The organism is Halomonas sp. KM007 (assembly GCF_050709225.1).
In the GTDB taxonomy this organism is placed as follows: domain Bacteria; phylum Pseudomonadota; class Gammaproteobacteria; order Pseudomonadales; family Halomonadaceae; genus Vreelandella; species Vreelandella hamiltonii.
The window spans coordinates 366,984-386,295 of record NZ_CP136131.1; the positions used below are offsets into that span (position 1 = coordinate 366,984).

Sequence of the window (19,312 nt, forward strand, 5' to 3'; positions counted from 1 at the left end):
ACTAACTGACCAAACGCGGACGGAAGCGTTCCATCCCACCGCGCATGAGAAATCTAAGCGCCACCAAGGCGCACGCCAAGGTACCAAAAAAGGCACCCGCGCTGATCCATTGGCTCTCTGCCACCCTGGCAATCGCCCCCGACACGACCAGCGCCAGCAGCATAGGCGCGGCATAGACCAAGAGCGCCAGATAGCCAACGGCTTGCCGTTCCAACGTCAGCGTCACCGCACTGCCCAAAGGGTAACGCTCTGACAATTGGCTTTCCAGACACTCAGGCCGCACCTCGACACGCTGGTGCTGGCGGCGCGCCAGCAGGCCCATGCCACAACCCCGCCCCTTGGCGCAGGCATCACATTCACTGGCCACCGATACATCCACCACCAATCGCCCTTCGACATACCCTGTTACTCGGCCAGTGCGATAGAGCGCAGAACAGGGTGTGGGCTCGGCCAATGACATCAGGGCTGAATCACGATGGACTGAACGATACGGCGCATGACAGCAGCTGGCAGCTCACCAACGCCTACCAGCTGCCAACGCTGATCATCGACCTCCACGACCGATACCGTGGCCGTAGAAACGCCTAACTGATGGCTACCTTCCGAGAGCGCCTGCTGCTCCACAGGCGCTGCAAACAAGCTGACCGAAGCCAAGCCGTCGCTGTAGACACGCTGACTCGACAACGAACTCGTTTCGACCGGCTGAGAAACGAAACCATCCGGCAGCCACTCCGCCTGCCAATTCACTACAGGCTCCTCCGGCGAAGCAGGATTTGCAATCACGCCCTCATAAAGCACCGGTGACTGTAGTTGTGTGATCTGAAACGTTTCCAGCGCCCGCGATTGACTATCGCGCATGACATGCTTGAGCAGCAGCCCCGTCTCTCTGTCCAGCCACCACTCATGCTGATAGCGCTCACCATCCTGAGGCACGAACTTGAGCTGCACGGCTTCGCGGCCCGCCACGCGATCATCGTTGAGCAGCTCGATCTCGTAATAATGGGCCACGTGAGCCGCCCAGGCTTCCGCTGCGCTGCCGGTCTCTCGATCTTCAGGAATGAAGCGGGCGCGATAGCCCACGGCCGACTGACGCTCAACACTGACAGAAGGGCCATCCAGGTGTTGAACGACCTGTTGTCGAATGCCATCTCGGATACGATGCGAAAGCGCCAGAGTGCGCACTCCCAAGGCATCGATGGAGACGGCTCTGGCCTGGAAATCGTAGCAATGACCGGCCTGTTTGCTGAGCACCAGCCACTCTTGAGCACTGGCAGGCTCGGTCAATGAAGTGAGGTCATCGCAGCTGAAAGCGGACTGCTCTGCGATGACCGGCATGGAGAAGGAGAATAGGCTTACCAGCCCAGCAGACGCGACGGCCTGAATTCCCCACTGTCGGCACTTGTCCATCGCCATAATGCTCAGACTACCCTGTCCGCCATCAACGTTGGCCCAACGGCTCAGTGACCGAGGAACGCATCAGCGGCATCCAGCTGTCACCACCGCCACTGGCGGCGCCTTGAGCGTGCTGCTCCAGATAGGACTGCAACAGGCGCAGTTGATCGATATCGATGGACGTTGGCTGCTGAGCCATGACGCTTTGCGGCGCAGACGGAGCCGCGAAACCGGCTTCGCTGACGTTCATCAAGCCGCTATTGCCTGCCTGCCCATTGATCCGGAACGGCGTGGGCTCGAACATCGGCATATCGGAGGCTGCCAAGGCTCCCGTCTGGGCACCAGACAAACTGACCGGTTGTACCTGCGCACCCACTCCAGCGCCGGGCTGAACGGCAATGTTGCCATCAGGCTGGCCGCTCGACCCTGTACCGCTATTGAAGAACTGTACGCCCGTAATCACCATCAGTGATACGGCCGCTGCCACGCCAGTACCGCGGGCAAACGAGATGCCACCCGTACGATGATTCGCCGCCGTGACCGGCTCGGTGATCGGTACCGGCTCGTCATGCAGTCGAGCCATGATGCCTGCCGAAAGGTCGACGCTGACATCTACTTCGCGCTCACGCTGCATCATGCTGCGCGCCAGATGATAGCGGCGCCAAGTCTCTGCCGCGTCGGCGTCGTCAGGTAGTGATTTCAACACTCGGCGAAGTTCCAGCTCATCACTTTCACCGTCCATCAATGCGGAAAGTGACTCCCGTGTGTTTTGACTCATACTTCACACCCTCACACTGTGTTGGAAGAAGCTTCACGACAACACGGCTAGTGCGTGTTTTAGCCGCAAAACCTCACAGGCCAAGACTCAGGTTATCTATCACCGTCTGCACAACGCCATTGCCAAGTTGGCAGGCAACATGATTGGGCTGCTCGGCAGCTCAACTCAATAACGCTAGCAGCCCTTATGACGCCTGACTCGCCAGACAGTTCACAAAAAAAGTAAAAACGTAAATGTTTGTGTCCATGCGCAGGCAGCGGCCCAACGCTCAGGGCTCTTCACGGCTGTTGCGCGCCGTGGTGACCAGCGGGCGGATATGCTCGTCTACCGCCTCCCTGGCACGAAAAATACGCGAACGCACCGTACCCACCGGGCACTGCATGATTTGCGCGATGTCCTCGTAGGCCAACCCATCCAGCTCACGCAGGGTAATGGCCGTGCGCAGGTCATCCGGCAAGCGCTCGATGGCTTCGAACACAGCGGCTTCCAACTGGTCCCGCGCGATGGAAGCTTCGGGAGACTCGGAGTCGGCCAAGCGGCCGCTTTGATCGACGATTTCGGCATCGACGATATCCAGGTCACTGCCGGGTGGACGACGCCCTCTGGATACCAGGTGGTTCTTCGCCGTATTGATGGCGATCCGGTACATCCAGGTATAGAAAGCACTTTCTGCACGAAACTTGCCCAACGCACGGTACGCCTTGATGAAGGCTTCCTGCGCCACATCCTGCACTTCGGCGTGGTCGTGCACGTAGCGTCCTATCAAGCCAATGATCTTGTGCTGATACTTCTTAACCAAAAGATCGAAAGCGCGTGTATCGCCTTTCTGGGCACGCTCAACCAACTGCTGGTCCGTTTCACGAGTGCCCATTCACACGCTCCTTCCGCGCCGGTGTCACACCGGCCGCTTCATATTCTTGTCGCCCTGTTGATCGGGCCTTCACAGCAAGCAGCATAGTGTCCCTTGGGCATTGGTTAATCGTCATGGAGAGCTCGAGGCCCATGAGGCCTGGTGGCTCACCTGTTCTGGAGGGCGTTTGGTGGCATAACGCCAATGTCATCCAATGTTACGCGTTCTTAGCAGCGCATCAAGCGCTTAAAGCGCTTACCCCCTTTCTTGAAACCCTGTGGCTGACATTTTTCCTTAATGCAAAGTTCCGTAACAATTGATTTTTACCACCGTGACGCGCCATAGTAGTAACCACTTTTCGCCCATCGCGCATGTACAGGTAGCAAGATGTCTGATCAACAGGTTAGCAATCTCAACGTCCTCGCTCAGGATGTTCTCACCACCCCCGACGCTCTGAAGTCGGCCATTCCCCTCACCGAAGCCGCCGAGCGCTCCGTTGTGGAAGGCCGTCGCGTCATTCAGAACATCCTGGATGGCAACGACCCGCGCCTGCTGGTGGTCGTGGGCCCCTGCTCCATCCACGACGTGGATGCCGCACTGGATTACGCCCGCCGCCTGCGCGCGCTGGCCGACAAGGTGAGCGATAGCCTGTACATCGTGATGCGCGTCTATTTCGAAAAGCCGCGCACCACCGTGGGCTGGAAAGGACTGATCAACGACCCCCACCTGAACGACTCGTTCGAAATCGACGAAGGCCTGCACATCGCCCGTAAACTGCTGGTCGACCTGGCCGAAATGGGCTTGCCCCTGGCCACGGAAGCGCTGGACCCGATCTCGCCACAGTACCTGCAGGACTGCATCAGCTGGTCAGCCATTGGCGCCCGTACCACCGAATCACAAACCCATCGCGAGATGGCCTCAGGCCTCTCCTGCCCGGTCGGCTTCAAGAACGGCACCGACGGCAGCCTGGATGTCGCCATCAATGCCCTGCAGTCGGTCGCCAACCCGCATAACTTCCTGGGCATCAACCAGGCCGGCCAAGTCGCCATCATCCGTACCCGGGGCAACGCTTATGGCCACGTGGTACTACGTGGCGGCAACGGCAAGCCCAACTACGACAGCGTCAGCGTCGCGCTGGCCGAAAAAGAGCTGAGCAAGGCCAAGCTGTCGGCCAACATCATGATCGACTGCTCCCACGCCAACTCCAACAAGGACCCGGCCCTGCAGCCCTTGGTACTGGAAAACGTGACCAACCAGATTCTGGAAGGCAACCGCTCCATCATCGGCCTGATGGTCGAGTCCAACATTGGCTGGGGTGCCCAGAAAGTGCCCGCCGACCTGAGTCAACTGCAGTACGGCGTCTCGATCACCGACGCTTGTATCGACTGGGACACGACCGTCGAAACCTTTACGCGCATGAACGAAAAGCTTGCTCCGGTGCTGGCCAAACGTATTGCCTGAAGCCAACCTGTCGACGCCCCGCCAGATCCCTCTGGCGGGGCGTTTTTCATGAGCATCACCCGCTGCCGAGTTCAGGCCTGAATGTCACGCCTGAAGGGCGGCAAAGCATCCAGCAGCGCCTGACCGTAGCGCCGCGTGATCACGCGGCGGTCCAGCAACGTGATCACGCCCCGGTCATTCTCCTTGCGGATCAACCGACCACAGGCCTGCACCAGCTTGATGGAAGCATCGGGCACGCTGATACGCATGAAAGAGTTGCCGCCCTGGCTTTCGATCCACTCGGCCAACGTGGCACCCACCGGGTCATCGGGCACCGCAAAGGGTAACCGAGTGATGACTACATGAGTCAGGTAATCCCCAGGCAGGTCGATGCCCTCTGCAAAGCTGGCCAAGCCGAAGATGATGCTCCCCTTGCCGCTATCGACCGCAGCACGATGCCGTTCGATCAACTCCCGCTTGGGCAGCGCATCCTGCGCCAACAGGCGCTCTTTCAAGGCCGCTGGCAGCACTTTTTCCACCGCCCTGAGCTGGGCCCGGGACGAAAACAGCACCAGCACCGCTTCATCCTCCCCCAACTGGGAGACACAGCGCACGATGGCACGCTCATGGGCCTCTCGGTCGCTGGGGTCCGTGGCTTCCGCAGGCACGCGCAGCACCGCGTTGGCATAATCGAAGGGGCTGGGCAGCGCCTGGTACCGATAGCGACTGGCCAGGCCAGCGCGCTCCTGAATACGTTCGAAGCGCCCCAGTGCCGTCAAGGTGGCGGAGGTGACCACCGCACCATGGCAGCGCCCCCACAAATGCTTGGCCAGCGTGTGCGCCGCCGAGACAGGGCTGGCGGAGAACTCGATTTCGGGCTCCCCGGCCACACGACTCAACGTGATCCAGCGCGCCCAGGGCGGCGCATTGGGCGGGTCCTGCTCGCTGAACGCCTGCCAGAGCGCGTGGGCTTCCAGGGCGCGACCATGCAGCAGCGCCACCAGCGGTAGCCAGGCTTCGGCCTGATCGCGGTCCAGCCCCGTCTGCTTGTCCGGGTCCAGGCTCTCACGCAGAATATCGGCAATGCTTTCCAGGCTGCGCGATAGCGTGGCAAACATCACCAGCAGCTGCCGCGCCTGCTCGCGCAGCGCTTCCGGCACCTCGCCCTTCTCGAAACGCTGCTGGTGGCTGGGCTCTTCATCCGCCAGCCCCTGCTCGCGCCCGGCCAGCTGGTGCCCTAGGCTGAACACGTCCCCCAGGGCAGGCTCCAAGCCATGCAGCACTTCAGGCAGGCTGGCCAGCAGCCGGGCCACGATGGGCTGAACCGCCAGCCCCTGGTGAAGATCGGTCAAGCTGCTGCGCAGGGTCTTGAGCCAGCGCAGACAGCCATGCACCGCGAAGCGGTGGGCAAAGTGCGACAGCGCCTTGTCCGGCAGGTGATGGCCTTCGTCGAAGATGAAGATACAGTCGGCAGGGTCCGGCAGAATGGCGCCGCCCCCCAGGGCCAGGTCCGCCAGTACCAGATCGTGGTTGGCCACGATGACATCGGCATCTTCCAGCTCACGGCGCGAGCGGAAGAAGGCGCAAGCACCGAAATGGCCGCAGCGGCGCCCGGTACACTGGCGGTGATCGACGGTGAGCTGACGCCAGTGGGCATCATCGATGGTGTCAGGCCAGGTATCACGGTCACCCTGCCACTCGCCTTTGCCATAGGCATCGGCAAGGTCGCTGGCAAGCACCTGATAGTCGCTGCTATCGCTTTGCAGGGAGTGCTCGAACAGCGACATGGTCGGGTTCGACTCACTGCCCTCAAGGGCCTGGTCCAGCCGCGCCACGCACACATAGCGCCCGCGCCCTTTGGCCAGCGCGTAGCGAAAGGCGATGCCACTGTGCTCAGCCAGCGAGGGCAGGTCCTGATGCAACACCTGCTCTTGCAGAGCCACCGTGGCCGTGGACACGATCAGCCGCTTGCCCTTCGCCTTGGCAATGGGCAAGCCTGCAATCAGATACGCCAGCGTCTTGCCCGTGCCGGTACCGGCTTCCAGCACACAGACGTGGCTGTCGCTGGTGCGCTTGCCATCGCTGTCGCACTGAATATCGCCCAGGGTGCGGGCAATCTCGGCAATCATCAGCCGCTGACCGTAGCGTGGGGTCAGCGCTAACTGCTCCACCACGTTACGGTACGCTTGCTGAATATCGGCCTTGAGCGCGTTATCCAGCATGTGCGTTACAGCATGCCTTCCGGCGGATGCTCGCAGGGCAGCTTGCCGTTGATGTAGCGCTCGATTTCCGGCAGCGAGAAGGCGTCTTCTTCACCCACGAAGCTGATCGATACCCCTTTGGCACCGGCACGACCGGTGCGGCCAATACGGTGCACGTAGTCTTCCGGGTCTTCCGGCAGGGTGTAGTTGATCACGTGGCTGACGTCTTCGATATGGATGCCACGACCGGCCACATCGGTGGCCACCAGCACCTGGATCTCGCCTTCGCGGAAGCTTTCCAGCGTCTTGATCCGCTGATTCTGGGGCACGTCACCCGACAGCATGGCGGCACTCACGCCTGCCTTTTTCAGCAGGTCATCGAGTTTGCGTACCAGATCCCGACGGTTGCCGAACACCATGACCCGTTCGAAGCTCTCCTGCTCCAGCAGCTTGACCAACAGGCGCTGCTTGTCGTCATCCGACACCAGGTATACGCGCTGGTCGATATCGGCCTGATTCTCTACCGTGACTTCGATCTCGACATGGGCCGGTTCCTGCGTCCACTGGCTGGCCAGATTGAGAATGTCGTCGGTGAAGGTGGCCGAAAACAGGAACGTCTGACGCTCCTCTTTCTTGGGGGTATAGCGGATGATGCGCTTCACATCCGGGATGAACCCCATGGAAAGCATGCGATCCGCTTCATCGAGCACCAGCACTTCGGTTTCGGACAGGTCGATATCGCGCTTCTGATGGAAGTCGAGCAGACGGCCAGGCGTGGCCACCAAAATATCGAGCTTCTTGCCGAGGCTCTCACGCTGTTTCTGGTAATCCATGCCACCGACCACGCTGGCCACGTTCAGCGACGTGAAGCGGGCGAGCGCCTTGGCGTCTTTTTCGATCTGCAGCGCCAGTTCGCGGGTGGGGGCGATGATCAGCGCACGGGGAGCCCCCGGCTTCTGACCGTCCGGCGCGGGCTCTTCCAGGAAGTAGGCCAGCACTGAAATCAGGAAGGCAGCGGTCTTGCCAGTACCCGTCTGGGCCTTGCCCACAATGTCGCCACCCAACAGCGTGTGGCGTAGCGCCTCTGCCTGAATGGGAGTGCAGTATTCATAGCCTTGGGCATGAATAGCGCGCATCAAGGGCAGCGGCAGATCAAAGTCATGGAAGCGCCACTTGCCGGCAACGGCGGGCACCTGAAACTGACGAAGATCCCAGTTCGACTGACGACGACGCGGCTTGCGACGACGGCGTTTAGGCTTGCGGTTCTGGTCCGATGCTGTGATCTGTTCCGACTCGCTCATAGGCTGTGTATCTGTCCATTGCTGTGGAGGTTAGGCATCACGAATCGCGCATTGTAGCAGGGCTTGGCGATAAGAGCGCGCTCTGCTGTCGAAGGAGCGCTCTTGCCTGTTAGAATGAGGCATAAATTAACCCAAGGAGCGCGACGATGACGCGTAAAAAAAAGACTCGTTCACTGGCAGACAAGGTGACGATCCGCACCGGTCGCCGCAAGGATTACAAAAAGTGGCGCCATGAAAACCCGGATCAGGTGACCTCATCACGCCGTTTCGTGGCCAAGAAACAGCAACAGCGCAAACTGCAGGCAGTGCGCAAGCTGGCACGCCAGCAAAGTGGCCAGAACATTGCCATCCACCCCGACAAGGGGAGCGACTCCTCTTCGGGAGAGCCCTCCTGATGCGTCTGGTGTCTTTCAATATCAACGGTATCCGGGCAAGGCTGCATCAGCTTCAAGCGCTCATCGACACCCATCGCCCTGATGTGATCGGCCTGCAGGAAATCAAGGTGCAGGATAGCGAGTTTCCCTTGGCCGACGTGGAAGCCATGGGGTACCACACCTTTCATTATGGCCAAAAGGGCCACTACGGTGTGGCCTTGCTCTGCCGACAGAAACCTCAGCAGGTTTTCTACGGATTTCCTGATGATGAGGAAGATGCCCAGCGACGCATGATCGGCGTGCGCCTGCTGACCACCGACGGCCAGCCGGTCACCGTGTGGAACGGCTATTTCCCCCAGGGCGAGAACGTCGACCACCCCACCAAATTTCCGCACAAGGAGCGCTTTTACCAGCAGTTGGCCAATCTGCTGGCCACGCAGCACTCCTCGGAAGAGCATCTGGCCGTCATGGGTGACTTCAACATTTCACCCGAAGACCAGGACATCGGCATTGGGGAAGCCAACCGAAAGCGCTGGCTGCGTGATGGCAAGGCCAGCTTTCAACCCATCGAGCGGGAGTGGCTGGCAGGCATCAAGGCGTGGGGGCTCAGCGACAGCTATCGGCTCTGCCACCCCGACAACAGCGAATGGTTCAGCTGGTTCGACTACCGCTCGAAGGGCTTTGACCAGGAACCCAAGCGCGGGCTGCGCATCGACTACATCCTTGTCTCGCCTCCCTTGGCACAGCGAGTCACCGATGCAGGTATCGACTATCCCCTGCGTGCCATGGAGCGACCTTCGGATCACGCGCCCACCTGGAGCGACTTTTCCCTGACCCTGGCAGACTGACCGCCCCTTGGCTGCCGCCCACTCGGGCGGCACGGCTCAGCCCCTGAGCCCCCTCAATCGAAATAGCCAAGCCACTGCTCGGCCTGTTCGTCGCCCAGCTCCGCCGCTCGCAAGAGCGCCTCTTTCGCCAGCGACTCATTGCCCCACGCGTAGGCCAACTGACCATACTGGCGCCAATCGTCAGCCGCCCGAGTGGTTTCAGCCAGCGCCTGCCAAGCGTTCAGGGCATGCTCGACATGCCGGGCCTGCTGCCAGGCCGTGGCTCGCAGGCGCAGCGTCTCTTCATCATCAGGCAGCTCCCCTGCTTCCAGCGCTGCCTCCAGATGCTCACCGGCACGCGCTGGCGTGCCCCCTGCCAGGTGCAGCCGAATCAGGGTCAAACGATCCTCGGGTGCAGTGAACTTGCCCATCTGCCAGGCCGCTTCCCAGACGCCGGCGGCAGCGCCCAGCAGCCCCGCCTGCTGCGCCAATCCAGCCGCCTGACGCCACTCCTCGGCGCTGCTGCGCTCGCTCAGGCTCTCCAGCAGCCAGGCCAGTGCCTGCTCGCCTTCGCCTGCATGGCGCAACACGACGTTGACCAGCGCCTGCTGGGCATCACTCAGTTCTCTACCCGGCTCCAGCTGGGGGGTGAGCCATTCGAGGGCCTCTTCCCAGCGCTCCTCTTCTGCCAATAGGCGCACCAACGCCCAAACCGACTCAAGGTAGCGCTCATGACCCGCCGACTCGCCGAGCCACTGCGCGTAGAGCTCGATGGCCTGAGAGCGCTGACCTGCCGCACGGCGCAGGGAGGCTTCGTCACGCAACCAGCGCAGCCGTTGGCTGTTCGGCACGCTGGTACGCTGGCGGGCACTGGCCAGCTCATCCGCTGCCGCCTCGGGCGCCTCTTGACGCACCAGCGCACTGGCCGCCAACTGATGGTATAGCGCGCTGGCCCACTGATCGGCTCGATTGCCCGAGGCCAACCTGGCGGCCTGGGAGCGCGCACGGTTCAGAATGGTGCCCAACGACTCATTCTCTGCACCAGCACCGGAAAGCTCCGCCAACTGGCTCTGCAACCCGTTCAGGTCGAGAATGATATCTTCACTCAGTGGCACATCCGCCACCGCCATCGTGCTCCACACATAGAGCACTGCAATTGCCAATAAACGCTGCATAACGCTCCCTCGACGGGCTTACCGCAACTGAAATTCGATGCGCTGAGTGGCACGGCGCAGCTGTTGACTAGGCTCGAATTGCCAGCGTGCAATGGCCTCCTCCGCCGCCTGCTCGAACACCCGGCGCGGCTGTGCGTTGAGGACGCGAATCGTCCCGCCATCGACGCTGCCATCACGCCGAATGACGAACTCCACCTCGACAAAGCCCTCCATGCCACGCCGCTGGGCGCGGGTGGGGTACGTGGGATTGACGCGACTCGTGGGCGCCACCTGCCCGACACTCATCGGCTCATTGGAAGGTGCGGGCTCTGCCGCAGGCGCCGCTTCACGCTCGGCCGTCGCGAGTGCCGTGGATGGCTCGGAGCGCGACGCAGGCTCTGCGGCAGGCTCCGGCGTGGGTTCTGGCGCAGGCTGCGGCTCCGGACGTGGCTGTGGCGTCGGCTCTGGCCTTGCCTCGGTCAGCTCCGGCAGTTCACTCTCCAACTCCAGCGGCTCTACCGGTGCATCCGGCAAAGCCAGATCGGGCAGCACAATCTGACTCGTCGCGACCGGCGCAGGGGCAGGCGCTGGTGCAGGAGGGGGAGCTGCAGGAGCCGCCTGGGCAGGCTCTGGCGGCGGCGTTTCCGGCTCGGCAGCCTGCTCAGGCGCTTCCACCATGGTCATGGCCATGGACATGACTGGTTCGTCGACGCTGCGCTCCGGCGGTGCCACCAGCAGCGCCAGCATCCAGAACAGCCCCATCGCCAGCGCAGCACCAGCCAGCAGCGAGAACCCGTGGCGTATCATGGCGCACTCCGACTAGCCGCCACCGCCACTTGCTCTACACCTGCCTGCTGCAGGCGATCCATCACTTCGATCAGCAGCCCAGTGGTGGACGCTCTATCGGCCTGGATGACCACCGAGCCATCGCCACTGAGCATGCCGGCCACTTCCTGACCGATGCGATGGGCATCGACCGGACGACCATCCACCCAGACGGCTCCTTCCGGCGTAATCGCGATCAGCACCTGGGCGTCCGGACGCTGTGTGGCGGCGGCCGCTTCCGGGCGCTCGATCTCTACGCCACTCTCCTTGATAAAGCTGGTCGTCACGATAAAGAAGATCAGCATGATGAAGACCACATCCAGCATCGGGGTCAGGTTGACTTCATTGCTCTCTTCGACGGCCTCTATGGAACGGCGTCTACGCATCATTTTCCTCCAGGGCACGTGCCAGGCGGTCATGCAGACGCTGGTCTTCGCGGCGAATCACGTGCTCCAAACGGCTGATAAACAGCATGCCCACCACGGCAATGGCCATGCCTGTCAATGTGGGTAGCGTGGCTCGGGCCACGCCATCGGCCATGGCTCTGGCCTGATGGGTGTCACTCATGGAAAGGCTGTCGAACACGGTGATCATGCCGGTGACCGTGCCCAGCAGACCCAACAGCGGGCACAACGCCACCAGCAATTTGATCCAGGGCAGCGGCCGACGCAGCTTGGCCACCAGGGCCGCACTCCACACATCGCGCAGCGTCCGTGCGCTCCAGCTGCGGTGGTCGCTACGTGCTGCCCAGCGGTGCACCAGCTGACGCCGCGCACGTCGCCAGCTGATGCGGTAGTACCACCAGCGTTCGATGGCCATGGCGAACACCAGCACGGCCACCAGCGCCAGCACCACCAGCACCGCGCCACCGGCGTCCAACAGCCGCTCCACCGGCTCCAGCCAAAGGGGCAACGTCGGCATATCAGTTCACCGCTTGCCCGGGATGGGCAGACTGCGCTTCCAGGTGATCGGCCAGGGTGGCACTGGCCTCCCCTTCGATCACTTGCGTAATGAACCGGCTTCGGCTGGACAGTGCCGTTTGTGCAAACAGCAGCGGCACCGCCGTCACCAGCCCCAACACCGTCGTCACCAGCGCCTGACTGATCCCCCCGGCCATGAGCTGCGGGTCACCGGTACCGAACACGGTAATGGCCTGAAAGGTGACGATCATGCCCGTCACCGTACCCAACAGGCCCAGCAGCGGCGCAATGGCGGCCAACAGTTTGACGATGGGCTGGCCTCGCTCGATACGCGGCAGCTCTGCCAGCACCGCTTCATCCAGGCGGGCTTCGAGGGCTTCGGGCGTTTGATGCTTGTCCATGTCCTTGAATCGCTGCAGCACTCGGCCCAGCGGATTGTCGGCTCGCGGCTGTTCCAACTGACGGCGTTGACGACGCACCCGTGCGCTCACCAGCAGCAGATAGAGGTATTGCGCCAGCGCCACCAACAGACCGATACCCCCCAGCACCACGACCACATAGCCGACATACCCCCCCTGCTGGAAACGCTCCCAGAGACTGGGCTGCTGTGCCAACGCCTGCAGTACGCTGCCCTGGGTAGGGTCGATGGCAAATTCACGGCTCTCACCTTGGTGGTAGGCGGCGAGCAGGCGGCGGATTTCCGACGGCGTACGCGGCAGCTCGGCCAGGCTCTGGTCATCCTGCCCTTTGCGGAGCAGTGCCGACTCCGTGAAAGCGGCAAAATCCCCCAAACGGACCACCTGACGAGGCGCAACCTCGCCAGCACCGTCTGCCACGGGCAGCTCGAGACGCTCGGCCTGCCCGGTGTTCATGGTCAAGGCTGCCAGCCGGTCTACCACGCTCTCCAGGTGCTCACGCTCCAGCACTTCGACGTCGTTGAGGCGCGGGGGCAATGCGTTGGGCGTCAACGTCAGCCAGCTTTCACCCCCCAATTCGTTACGCAACTCCTCGCTGTGCCGTGTCAGATCGGCCAACAGTGCCGCAAGGGCCTCCCCCTGCTCATCCTGACGCTGAGCCAGAGCCTCGGCCTGTTCGGTCTGCTCTTGCTGTTGCGCCTGCAGGGCAGCTTGCTCCTGCTCGGCGGCTGCGTGCGCGGCGCGCGCTTCCTCCAGGGCCGCGGCCAGGGCGTCCTGATCTTCCAGAAACGACTGCAGCCGCGCCTGGTCTCGCGCCTCTGCTGCTTCGCGGGCATCACGTAGCGTCGTGACATCACTGCTTTGGGCGATGGCCGGGGCGCTCGCCCAAACGCTCATGGCCAGCAGCAGGCAGGCCATCTTGTGCACGCCGCGCCGATAGCTGAATAGTTTCATTACGGCGCTCCTGTGGCGGTGATCGATAGCGGCAATTGCAGCAGTTCAGGCGTACGCTGATCATCGGCAATACGCAGGCCATTACGCACTTCTCGGCGTGCACGCTCTTCCAGCGCCAGCCATTCGCCGCGCTGCTGGTCCCATACGCCGCCCTCACGGCCATCCGGCGTCAGGTAATAGAGGCCAATACGCCCAATACGCAGATAATCGACTTCCCGAGGAGCCCCGCCGTCGCGTTGCAAACGCCCCCGCCAGCTATCTACCTGGCGGCCGTATGCCAGCTCTGCACGCCAGGCTTCGAGCAGCTCGGCAATCCGTTCGGCGCTCTCCTGGGAGGATACCTCTACCCCTTCTACCCGTGCCAAACGCTCGCCACGCAGGAAAGGCAGATCCGACTCGATCCATCGGGTGAGCTGTTCGGCCATATCCTGCTCGATGACCGGCAGCGCAGCACGTGTATCGCTCAGCGTATCCAACGCCTGGGCCAACCGCTGCTGGCGCTCCGCCTCACTGGCCAGGCGACTGCTCAGGGCAGCATTGGAAGCGCTCATCTGCCGCGTCTCCTGCTCCAGTTGGCGCAGTTCTTCCAACTGTTCTCGAGTTGCTTCGTCGGCCCTGTCGATTTGCTGCTGCAGCTCAGATTGCACTTGCTGGGCCTCGACACTCTGGGCCGCCTGATCCATCGTTTCATCGCTCGCCATCAGCGATGTACTGGCCAGCATTCCAGCAAGCCAATATCCGCTCAAGGCAAAGAAGGGCCTTTTCAGCACGTCGTCTCTCCATCACTGCTCAGCGCGCCATCTGCACCAGCTCGCCAAGGCTCACCAAATATAAGAACGATTTGCGTTTAAATCGTTAGCGTGCATAGCCTACCATCAATAGAAGAAATGACAATATTTATCATTAACATTCAATAACGAAATCTTTTCATCGTCCATAAAAAAACGGGAGCCCTGAGGCTCCCGCTGAGTGGCACACTAATGGACCGATCAGAACGACCAGTCGTCGTCTTCGGTAGCGACCGCCTTGCCGATGACGTAGGACGAGCCGGACCCCGAGAAGAAGTCGTGGTTCTCGTCTGCGCTGGGGGACAGCGCCGCCATGATCGTCGGGTCGACGTCCGTGACGCTGCTGGGGAACAGCGGCTCGAAACCGAGGTTCATCAACGCCTTGTTGGCGTTGTAGTGCAGGAACTTCTTCACGTCTTCGGTCAAGCCCACCGCATCATAGAGCGACTCGGTGTAGCGCACTTCGTTGTCGTACAGCTCCAGCAGCAGCTCGTAGGCATAATCCTTCACTTCCTGCTGACGTTCCGGGGTGGCCTCCGCCAGCGCCTGCTGGAACTTGTAGCCCACGTAGTAACCGTGCACCGCTTCGTCACGAATGATCAGACGAATCAGGTCAGCGGTATTGGTCAGCTTGGCATGGCTGGACCAGTACATGGGCAGATAGAAGCCAGAGTAGAACAGGAACGACTCCAGGAAAACGCTGGCCACTTTGCGCATCAACGGGTCATCGGAGCGATAGCGCTTGAGGATCAGCTCGGACTTCAGCTGGAGCGACGGGTTCTCCTCACTCCAGCGGAACGCATCGTCCACGTCCCGGGTCGCGCACAGCGTCGAGAAAATCGAGCTGTAGGAGCGCGCATGCACCGATTCCATGAAGGCAATGTTGGTATACACCGCTTCTTCGTGGGGCGTACGCGCATCTTCCATCAGCACCGGCGCACCCACGCTGCTCTGGATGGTATCGAGCAGCGTCAGGCCGGTGAAGACCCGGATGGTCAGCTGCTTTTCCTGCTGAGTCAGCGTGTTCCACGACTGAATGTCGTTGGACAGCGGCACTTTTTCCGGCAGCCAGAAGTTGCTGGTCAGGCGGTTCCACACCTCCAGATCTTTATCGTCCTGCAGACGGTTCCAGTTGATCGCATTAACCCGCGACAGGCGTTGCATCGTTGTCATCAGCGCTCTCTTCTAAACGTCATCACATGCCAGTGGGGATATCGTTACAGCGTGCAGGAGACACAGCCTTCTACCTCGGTGCCTTCCAGCGCGCTTTGGCGCAAGCGAATGTAGTAAAGGGTCTTGATGCCCTTCCGCCATGCATAGATCTGCGCCTTGTTGATATCCCGAGTGGTAGCGGTATCAGGGAAGAACAGTGTCAGTGACAACCCCTGATCCACATGCTTCGACGCTTCTGCATAAGTATCGATGATTTTCTCGGGGCCAATTTCATAGGCATCCTGAAAATAATCGAAGTTTTCTTCATTCAAGAACGGCGCCGGATAATAGACCCGCCCCAGCTTGCCTTCTTTACGAATCTCGATTCTCGCCGCCACCGGATGAATACTGGAGGTGGAGTTGTTGATATAGGAAATCGAGCCCGTGGGCGGCACTGCCTGCAGGTTGCGGTTGTACAGGCCGTGCGCCATGACCGAGGCCTTCAGGGCCTGCCAATCTTCCTGGGTCGGCAGCGCAATACCACTGCGTTCGAACAGCTGGCGTACTTTTTCGGTACGCGGCAGCCAGGCCTGGTCGGTGTACTTGTCGAAGAACGTGCCCGACGCGTAGGTGGAGTCTTCGAAACCGGCGAAGGTGGCGCCATGCTCGATGGCCAGCTGGTTCGAGGCACGAATGGCATGGAACGCGACGCAGTAGAAGTACAGGTTGGTGAAATCCAACCCCTCTTCCGAGCCGTAATAGATGTGCTCACGCGCCAGGAAACCGTGCAGGTTCATCTGCCCCAGACCAATCGCACGCGACTTGGCATTCCCTTCGGCAATCGAGGGCACGCTGCTCAGGTTGCTCATTTCGGACACGGCAGTCAGGCCGCGAATGGCGATCTCGACGCTGGTGCCGATATCGCCCGAATCCATGACCTTGGCAATGTTCATCGAGCCCAGGTTGCAGGAGATGTCCTGACCGATGTCGCGGTATCCCAGGTCGTCGTCATACTCGGTCGGCGTGTTGACCTGCAGAATCTCGGAGCAGAGGTTGCTCATGTTGATGCGACCGGCAATCGGGTTGGCGCGATTGACCGTATCTTCGAACATGATGTACGGGTAACCGGACTCGAACTGCAGCTCAGCCAGCGTCTGGAAGAAGGCGCGAGCATTGATCTTCTGCTTGCGAATGCGCGCATCCGCCACCATTTCATGGTACTTCTCGGTGACGCTGATATCGCCAAACGGCACCCCGTAGACCCGTTCTACATCGTAGGGAGAGAACAGGTACATGTCGTCGTTGCGCTTGGCCAGTTCGAACGTGATGTCCGGAATGGTCACGCCCAGCGAAAGCGTCTTGATGCGGATCTTTTCGTCGGCATTTTCACGCTTGGTGTCGAGGAAACGCAGAATGTCAGGGTGGTGAGCATTCAGGTACACAGCCCCGGCACCCTGACGAGCCCCCAGCTGGTTGGCGTAAGAGAACGCATCTTCCAGCAGTTTCATGATGGGGATGATGCCCGACGACTGGTTTTCGATACGCTTGATCGGCGCGCCAGACTCACGGATGTTGGTCAGCAGGAACGCCACCCCCCCACCACGCTTGGAGAGCTGCAGCGCCGAGTTGATCGACCGACCGATCGACTCCATGTTGTCTTCGATACGCAGCAGGAAGCATGACACCAGCTCACCGCGCTGCTGTTTGCCGCAGTTCAGGAAAGTCGGCGTGGCTGGCTGGAAGCGACCACTGATCACTTCATCCACCAGCGACTTGGCCAGCGCTTCATCCCCACGAGCCAGCGTCAGCGCAACCATGCACACGCGATCTTCGTAGCGCTCCAGGTAACGCTTGCCATCGAAGGTCTTCAGCGTATAGCTGGTGTAGTACTTGAAGGCACCCAGGAAGCTGGGGAAGCGAAACTTGTAGGCATACGCCTGCTCGAACAGCGACTTGATGAATTCGAAGCTGTACTGATCGAGTACGTTGGCCTCGTAATAGCCCTCTTCCACCAGGTAGTCCAGCTTCTCTTCCAGCGAGTGGAAGAAAACCGTGTTCTGGTTGACGTGCTGAAGGAAGTACTGACGCGCTGCTTCGCGGTCCTTGTCCAACTGCAGTTCACCGTTGGCACCGTACAGATTGAGCATCGCGTTGAGCGCATGATAATCCAGCGTACGCGCTTCGGTGGTACCCGCAGCAGGACGTTTCGCTTCTGCCGACTTCTTGGTAGCGGCGCTGGTGGACGCTACGTTGTTAGAGACTGAGCTTGACGTTTCCAAAACTCTTCTACTCCTTTGCGGACCTTGGCGACATCGTCATCGGTGCCAAACAGTTCAAAGCGATAAAGCAACGGTACCTGGCACTTTTGCGCGATGATGCGCCCTGCCAACCCGTAAGCTTCACCAAAATTCGTATTACCCGAGGCAATGACACCTCGAATGAGGTGCCGATTGTGCTCATCGTTCAAGAAGCGAATCACCTGCCCCGGTACGGCGCCTTGTGCATGGCCACCGCCGTAGGTAGGCGTCACCAATATGTAAGGCTGCGTGACGCGTGGAGTGGGCTCTTCACGATTCAATGGCAGCCGCTGGGCACTCAAGCCAAGCCTTTCGATAAACCGGTGGGTATTGCCTGACTTGGTGGAAAAATAGACCAGCGTACCCGCCTGTCTGGTTTCCACCGTGGCCGTGTGCATGGCAGCGGAGCTACGCCAGCGCCTGGATACGGTCAGGGCGGAAGCCGGACCAGTGATCCTCACCTACCACGACGACCGGCAACTGACGATAGCCCAGAGCTTCGACCTGCTGCTGCGCGCCTGACTCTTCCGTAATGTCGATCACGGTGTACTCCAAACCCTGCTTGTCCAGCGCACGATAGGTAGCGGTGCACTGTACGCAGGCAGGCTTGCTATAAATTTGGATTTCCATGGCTATTTTCCTTTTCATAGCGACACTTTTCGGGTAACGCATGGCAATGGCGCCACCCCTCTGAAATTCTCCACGCATACTATATATAGACCACCAGAAAATCAATTCAAGCATATATGGTATTTTTTCATCCACAGGTTATTGACAAGCCATACCCAGCGCTATACCCAGAAACAAAAAAAGCCGCCCCCTGAAAGGGGGCGGCTTTGGCTGCAAAATCACGCGCTCAGGCGCAATTTTCGACCATTATCAGGCCTTGGCAGCTTGGTAGCGACGCTCGACGTCTTCCCAGTTCACGACGCTGAAGAATGCGTCAACATAGTCGGGGCGCTTGTTCTGGAACTTGAGGTAGTACGCGTGCTCCCATACATCCAGACCCAGCAGCGGCGTGTTGCCATGCATCAGAGGGCTATCCTGGTTGAGCGTGTTCTCGACGACCAGCTTCTTCTCGGGTGTGACAGATAGCCACGCCCAGCCGCTGCCAAAACGGCCCAGCGCCGCTTTCTTGAAAGCGTCCTTGAACGCATCGAGGCCACCCAGCTCGGCGTCGATGGCCTTGGCAACATCACCCTGGGGCTGACCGCCACCATTGGGAGACATCATCTGCCAGAACATGGAGTGGTTGGCGTGACCACCACCGTTGTTGATCACGGCCTGACGCTTCTCTTCCGGCACGCGATCCAGATTGGCAACCAGCTCTTCTACCGGCATATCTTCCAGACCAGTGCCTTCCAGGGCACCGTTCAGGTTGGTCACGTAGGTGTTGTGGTGACGAGAGTGGTGGATCTCCATCGTCATCGCATCGATGTGCGGCTCGAGTGCATCGTAAGCGTACGGTAATTCAGGAAGGGTATGGGCCATGCTATCTTCTCCTTGAGTGGCTTCTATAACGTTCACTACCTAAGGTGCGGTCTTGCTTCACCCTTTTCAACTGCCGCCCCCGCAATTTTTCTGCCAGCGCGACGACTTCTTTATCCCAGTACTTTAGTCAACTATTTTCAGTTTATCGAATT

At 60.5% G+C, this 19,312-nt stretch carries 20 protein-coding genes; 3 read left to right on the top strand and 17 right to left on the bottom strand.

Annotated features, from left to right (window positions below; translation table 11 throughout):
* Nucleotide 1 precedes the first annotated feature (1 nt).
* The 4 genes from RVM27_RS01775 to rpoE form a co-directional block, all read right to left on the bottom strand.
* The gene (locus RVM27_RS01775; protein ID WP_498941098.1) at nt 2-460 is read right to left on the bottom strand and encodes a SoxR reducing system RseC family protein; all 459 of its coding nucleotides are present in this window, start codon (nt 458-460) and stop codon (nt 2-4) included.
* The gene (locus RVM27_RS01780) at nt 460-1,413 is read right to left on the bottom strand and encodes a MucB/RseB C-terminal domain-containing protein (protein WP_498941097.1); all 954 of its coding nucleotides are present in this window, start codon (nt 1,411-1,413) and stop codon (nt 460-462) included. Before RVM27_RS01780 ends, RVM27_RS01775 begins: the two co-directional genes overlap by 1 nt.
* A 25-nt stretch (nt 1,414-1,438) precedes the next feature.
* Nucleotides 1,439-2,170: a sigma-E factor negative regulatory protein gene (locus RVM27_RS01785; protein WP_498941094.1), complete on the bottom strand. Its 732-nt coding sequence runs from the start codon at nt 2,168-2,170 to the stop codon at nt 1,439-1,441.
* Between the two features lie 268 nt (nt 2,171-2,438).
* A complete protein-coding gene (rpoE, locus tag RVM27_RS01790) occupies nt 2,439-3,041 on the bottom strand; it encodes an RNA polymerase sigma factor RpoE (protein WP_039177195.1) in 603 nt (200 codons plus the stop codon).
* Between the two features lie 366 nt (nt 3,042-3,407).
* On the opposite strand from rpoE, the gene RVM27_RS01795 reads away from it, so the two are divergent.
* Entirely contained in the window at nt 3,408-4,481 is a 1,074-nt protein-coding gene (locus RVM27_RS01795; protein WP_039177196.1) for a 3-deoxy-7-phosphoheptulonate synthase, read from the top strand.
* A gap of 71 nt (nt 4,482-4,552) precedes the next feature.
* On the opposite strand, the gene dinG is transcribed toward RVM27_RS01795, so the two are convergent.
* Both dinG and rhlB read right to left on the bottom strand, forming a co-directional pair.
* Nucleotides 4,553-6,682 carry an ATP-dependent DNA helicase DinG gene (dinG, locus tag RVM27_RS01800; RefSeq protein WP_498957223.1) on the bottom strand — a complete coding sequence of 710 codons (2,130 nt, stop codon included), beginning with the start codon at nt 6,680-6,682 and terminating at the stop codon, nt 4,553-4,555.
* 5 nt (nt 6,683-6,687) lie between these two features.
* Entirely contained in the window at nt 6,688-7,962 is a 1,275-nt protein-coding gene (gene rhlB, locus RVM27_RS01805) for an ATP-dependent RNA helicase RhlB (protein ID WP_039177199.1), read from the bottom strand.
* 146 nt (nt 7,963-8,108) lie between these two features.
* On the opposite strand from rhlB, the gene RVM27_RS01810 reads away from it, so the two are divergent.
* Nucleotides 8,109-8,357, top strand: coding sequence for a hypothetical protein (locus RVM27_RS01810; RefSeq protein WP_016913576.1), 249 nt, complete (start codon nt 8,109-8,111; stop codon nt 8,355-8,357).
* A complete protein-coding gene (gene xthA, locus RVM27_RS01815; protein WP_039177208.1) occupies nt 8,357-9,184 on the top strand; it encodes an exodeoxyribonuclease III in 828 nt (275 codons plus the stop codon). The genes RVM27_RS01810 and xthA overlap by 1 nt, the downstream gene beginning before the upstream one ends.
* Nucleotides 9,185-9,237: 53 nt before the next feature.
* On the opposite strand, the gene RVM27_RS01820 is transcribed toward xthA, so the two are convergent.
* The 11 genes from RVM27_RS01820 to RVM27_RS01870 form a co-directional block, all read right to left on the bottom strand.
* Nucleotides 9,238-10,338, bottom strand: coding sequence for a hypothetical protein (locus RVM27_RS01820; RefSeq protein ID WP_287808426.1), 1,101 nt, complete (start codon nt 10,336-10,338; stop codon nt 9,238-9,240).
* 18 nt (nt 10,339-10,356) lie between these two features.
* Nucleotides 10,357-11,124: an energy transducer TonB gene (locus tag RVM27_RS01825; protein ID WP_287808427.1), complete on the bottom strand. Its 768-nt coding sequence runs from the start codon at nt 11,122-11,124 to the stop codon at nt 10,357-10,359.
* On the bottom strand, nt 11,121-11,528 hold the full coding sequence (locus RVM27_RS01830) for an ExbD/TolR family protein (RefSeq protein WP_039177216.1): 408 nt from the start codon (nt 11,526-11,528) through the stop codon (nt 11,121-11,123). The genes RVM27_RS01825 and RVM27_RS01830 overlap by 4 nt, the downstream gene beginning before the upstream one ends.
* Complete coding sequence (locus RVM27_RS01835; protein ID WP_039177218.1) at nt 11,521-12,063, bottom strand: MotA/TolQ/ExbB proton channel family protein; 543 nt, start codon at nt 12,061-12,063, stop codon at nt 11,521-11,523. The genes RVM27_RS01830 and RVM27_RS01835 overlap by 8 nt, the downstream gene beginning before the upstream one ends.
* 1 nt (nt 12,064) lies before the next feature.
* Complete coding sequence (locus RVM27_RS01840; RefSeq protein ID WP_498957224.1) at nt 12,065-13,432, bottom strand: MotA/TolQ/ExbB proton channel family protein; 1,368 nt, start codon at nt 13,430-13,432, stop codon at nt 12,065-12,067.
* Nucleotides 13,432-14,202, bottom strand: coding sequence for a DUF3450 domain-containing protein (locus RVM27_RS01845; RefSeq protein ID WP_498941083.1), 771 nt, complete (start codon nt 14,200-14,202; stop codon nt 13,432-13,434). The genes RVM27_RS01840 and RVM27_RS01845 overlap by 1 nt, the downstream gene beginning before the upstream one ends.
* A 219-nt stretch (nt 14,203-14,421) precedes the next feature.
* On the bottom strand, nt 14,422-15,393 hold the full coding sequence (gene nrdF / locus RVM27_RS01850) for a class 1b ribonucleoside-diphosphate reductase subunit beta (protein ID WP_039177224.1): 972 nt from the start codon (nt 15,391-15,393) through the stop codon (nt 14,422-14,424).
* A 44-nt stretch (nt 15,394-15,437) separates the two neighbouring features.
* Complete coding sequence (gene nrdE / locus RVM27_RS01855; protein WP_084123752.1) at nt 15,438-17,651, bottom strand: class 1b ribonucleoside-diphosphate reductase subunit alpha; 2,214 nt, start codon at nt 17,649-17,651, stop codon at nt 15,438-15,440.
* Nucleotides 17,618-18,067: a class Ib ribonucleoside-diphosphate reductase assembly flavoprotein NrdI gene (gene nrdI, locus RVM27_RS01860; RefSeq protein WP_052196365.1), complete on the bottom strand. Its 450-nt coding sequence runs from the start codon at nt 18,065-18,067 to the stop codon at nt 17,618-17,620. Before nrdI ends, nrdE begins: the two co-directional genes overlap by 34 nt.
* A gap of 10 nt (nt 18,068-18,077) precedes the next feature.
* On the bottom strand, nt 18,078-18,299 hold the full coding sequence (gene nrdH / locus RVM27_RS01865; protein WP_039177227.1) for a glutaredoxin-like protein NrdH: 222 nt from the start codon (nt 18,297-18,299) through the stop codon (nt 18,078-18,080).
* 249 nt (nt 18,300-18,548) lie between these two features.
* Nucleotides 18,549-19,160, bottom strand: a complete 612-nt coding sequence (locus RVM27_RS01870; RefSeq protein ID WP_039177232.1) for a superoxide dismutase — start codon at nt 19,158-19,160, stop codon at nt 18,549-18,551.
* Nucleotides 19,161-19,312: the final 152 nt, after the last annotated feature.

Coding starts and splice junctions, on each gene's coding strand:
- RVM27_RS01810 (WP_016913576.1), top strand. CDS start 8,109: ATGACGCGTAAAAAAAAGACTCGTTCACTGGCAGACAAGGTGACGATC.
- nrdI (WP_052196365.1), bottom strand. CDS start 18,067: ATGCACACGGCCACGGTGGAAACCAGACAGGCGGGTACGCTGGTCTAT.
- rhlB (WP_039177199.1), bottom strand. CDS start 7,962: ATGAGCGAGTCGGAACAGATCACAGCATCGGACCAGAACCGCAAGCCT.
- RVM27_RS01795 (WP_039177196.1), top strand. CDS start 3,408: ATGTCTGATCAACAGGTTAGCAATCTCAACGTCCTCGCTCAGGATGTT.
- nrdF (WP_039177224.1), bottom strand. CDS start 15,393: ATGACAACGATGCAACGCCTGTCGCGGGTTAATGCGATCAACTGGAAC.
- xthA (WP_039177208.1), top strand. CDS start 8,357: ATGCGTCTGGTGTCTTTCAATATCAACGGTATCCGGGCAAGGCTGCAT.
- RVM27_RS01870 (WP_039177232.1), bottom strand. CDS start 19,160: ATGGCCCATACCCTTCCTGAATTACCGTACGCTTACGATGCACTCGAG.
- RVM27_RS01820 (WP_287808426.1), bottom strand. CDS start 10,338: ATGCAGCGTTTATTGGCAATTGCAGTGCTCTATGTGTGGAGCACGATG.
- RVM27_RS01775 (WP_498941098.1), bottom strand. CDS start 460: ATGTCATTGGCCGAGCCCACACCCTGTTCTGCGCTCTATCGCACTGGC.
- dinG (WP_498957223.1), bottom strand. CDS start 6,682: ATGCTGGATAACGCGCTCAAGGCCGATATTCAGCAAGCGTACCGTAAC.
- RVM27_RS01780 (WP_498941097.1), bottom strand. CDS start 1,413: ATGGCGATGGACAAGTGCCGACAGTGGGGAATTCAGGCCGTCGCGTCT.
- RVM27_RS01830 (WP_039177216.1), bottom strand. CDS start 11,528: ATGCGTAGACGCCGTTCCATAGAGGCCGTCGAAGAGAGCAATGAAGTC.
- RVM27_RS01825 (WP_287808427.1), bottom strand. CDS start 11,124: ATGATACGCCACGGGTTCTCGCTGCTGGCTGGTGCTGCGCTGGCGATG.
- nrdH (WP_039177227.1), bottom strand. CDS start 18,299: ATGGAAATCCAAATTTATAGCAAGCCTGCCTGCGTACAGTGCACCGCT.
- RVM27_RS01840 (WP_498957224.1), bottom strand. CDS start 13,432: ATGAAACTATTCAGCTATCGGCGCGGCGTGCACAAGATGGCCTGCCTG.
- RVM27_RS01785 (WP_498941094.1), bottom strand. CDS start 2,170: ATGAGTCAAAACACACGGGAGTCACTTTCCGCATTGATGGACGGTGAA.
- rpoE (WP_039177195.1), bottom strand. CDS start 3,041: ATGGGCACTCGTGAAACGGACCAGCAGTTGGTTGAGCGTGCCCAGAAA.
- RVM27_RS01835 (WP_039177218.1), bottom strand. CDS start 12,063: ATGCCGACGTTGCCCCTTTGGCTGGAGCCGGTGGAGCGGCTGTTGGAC.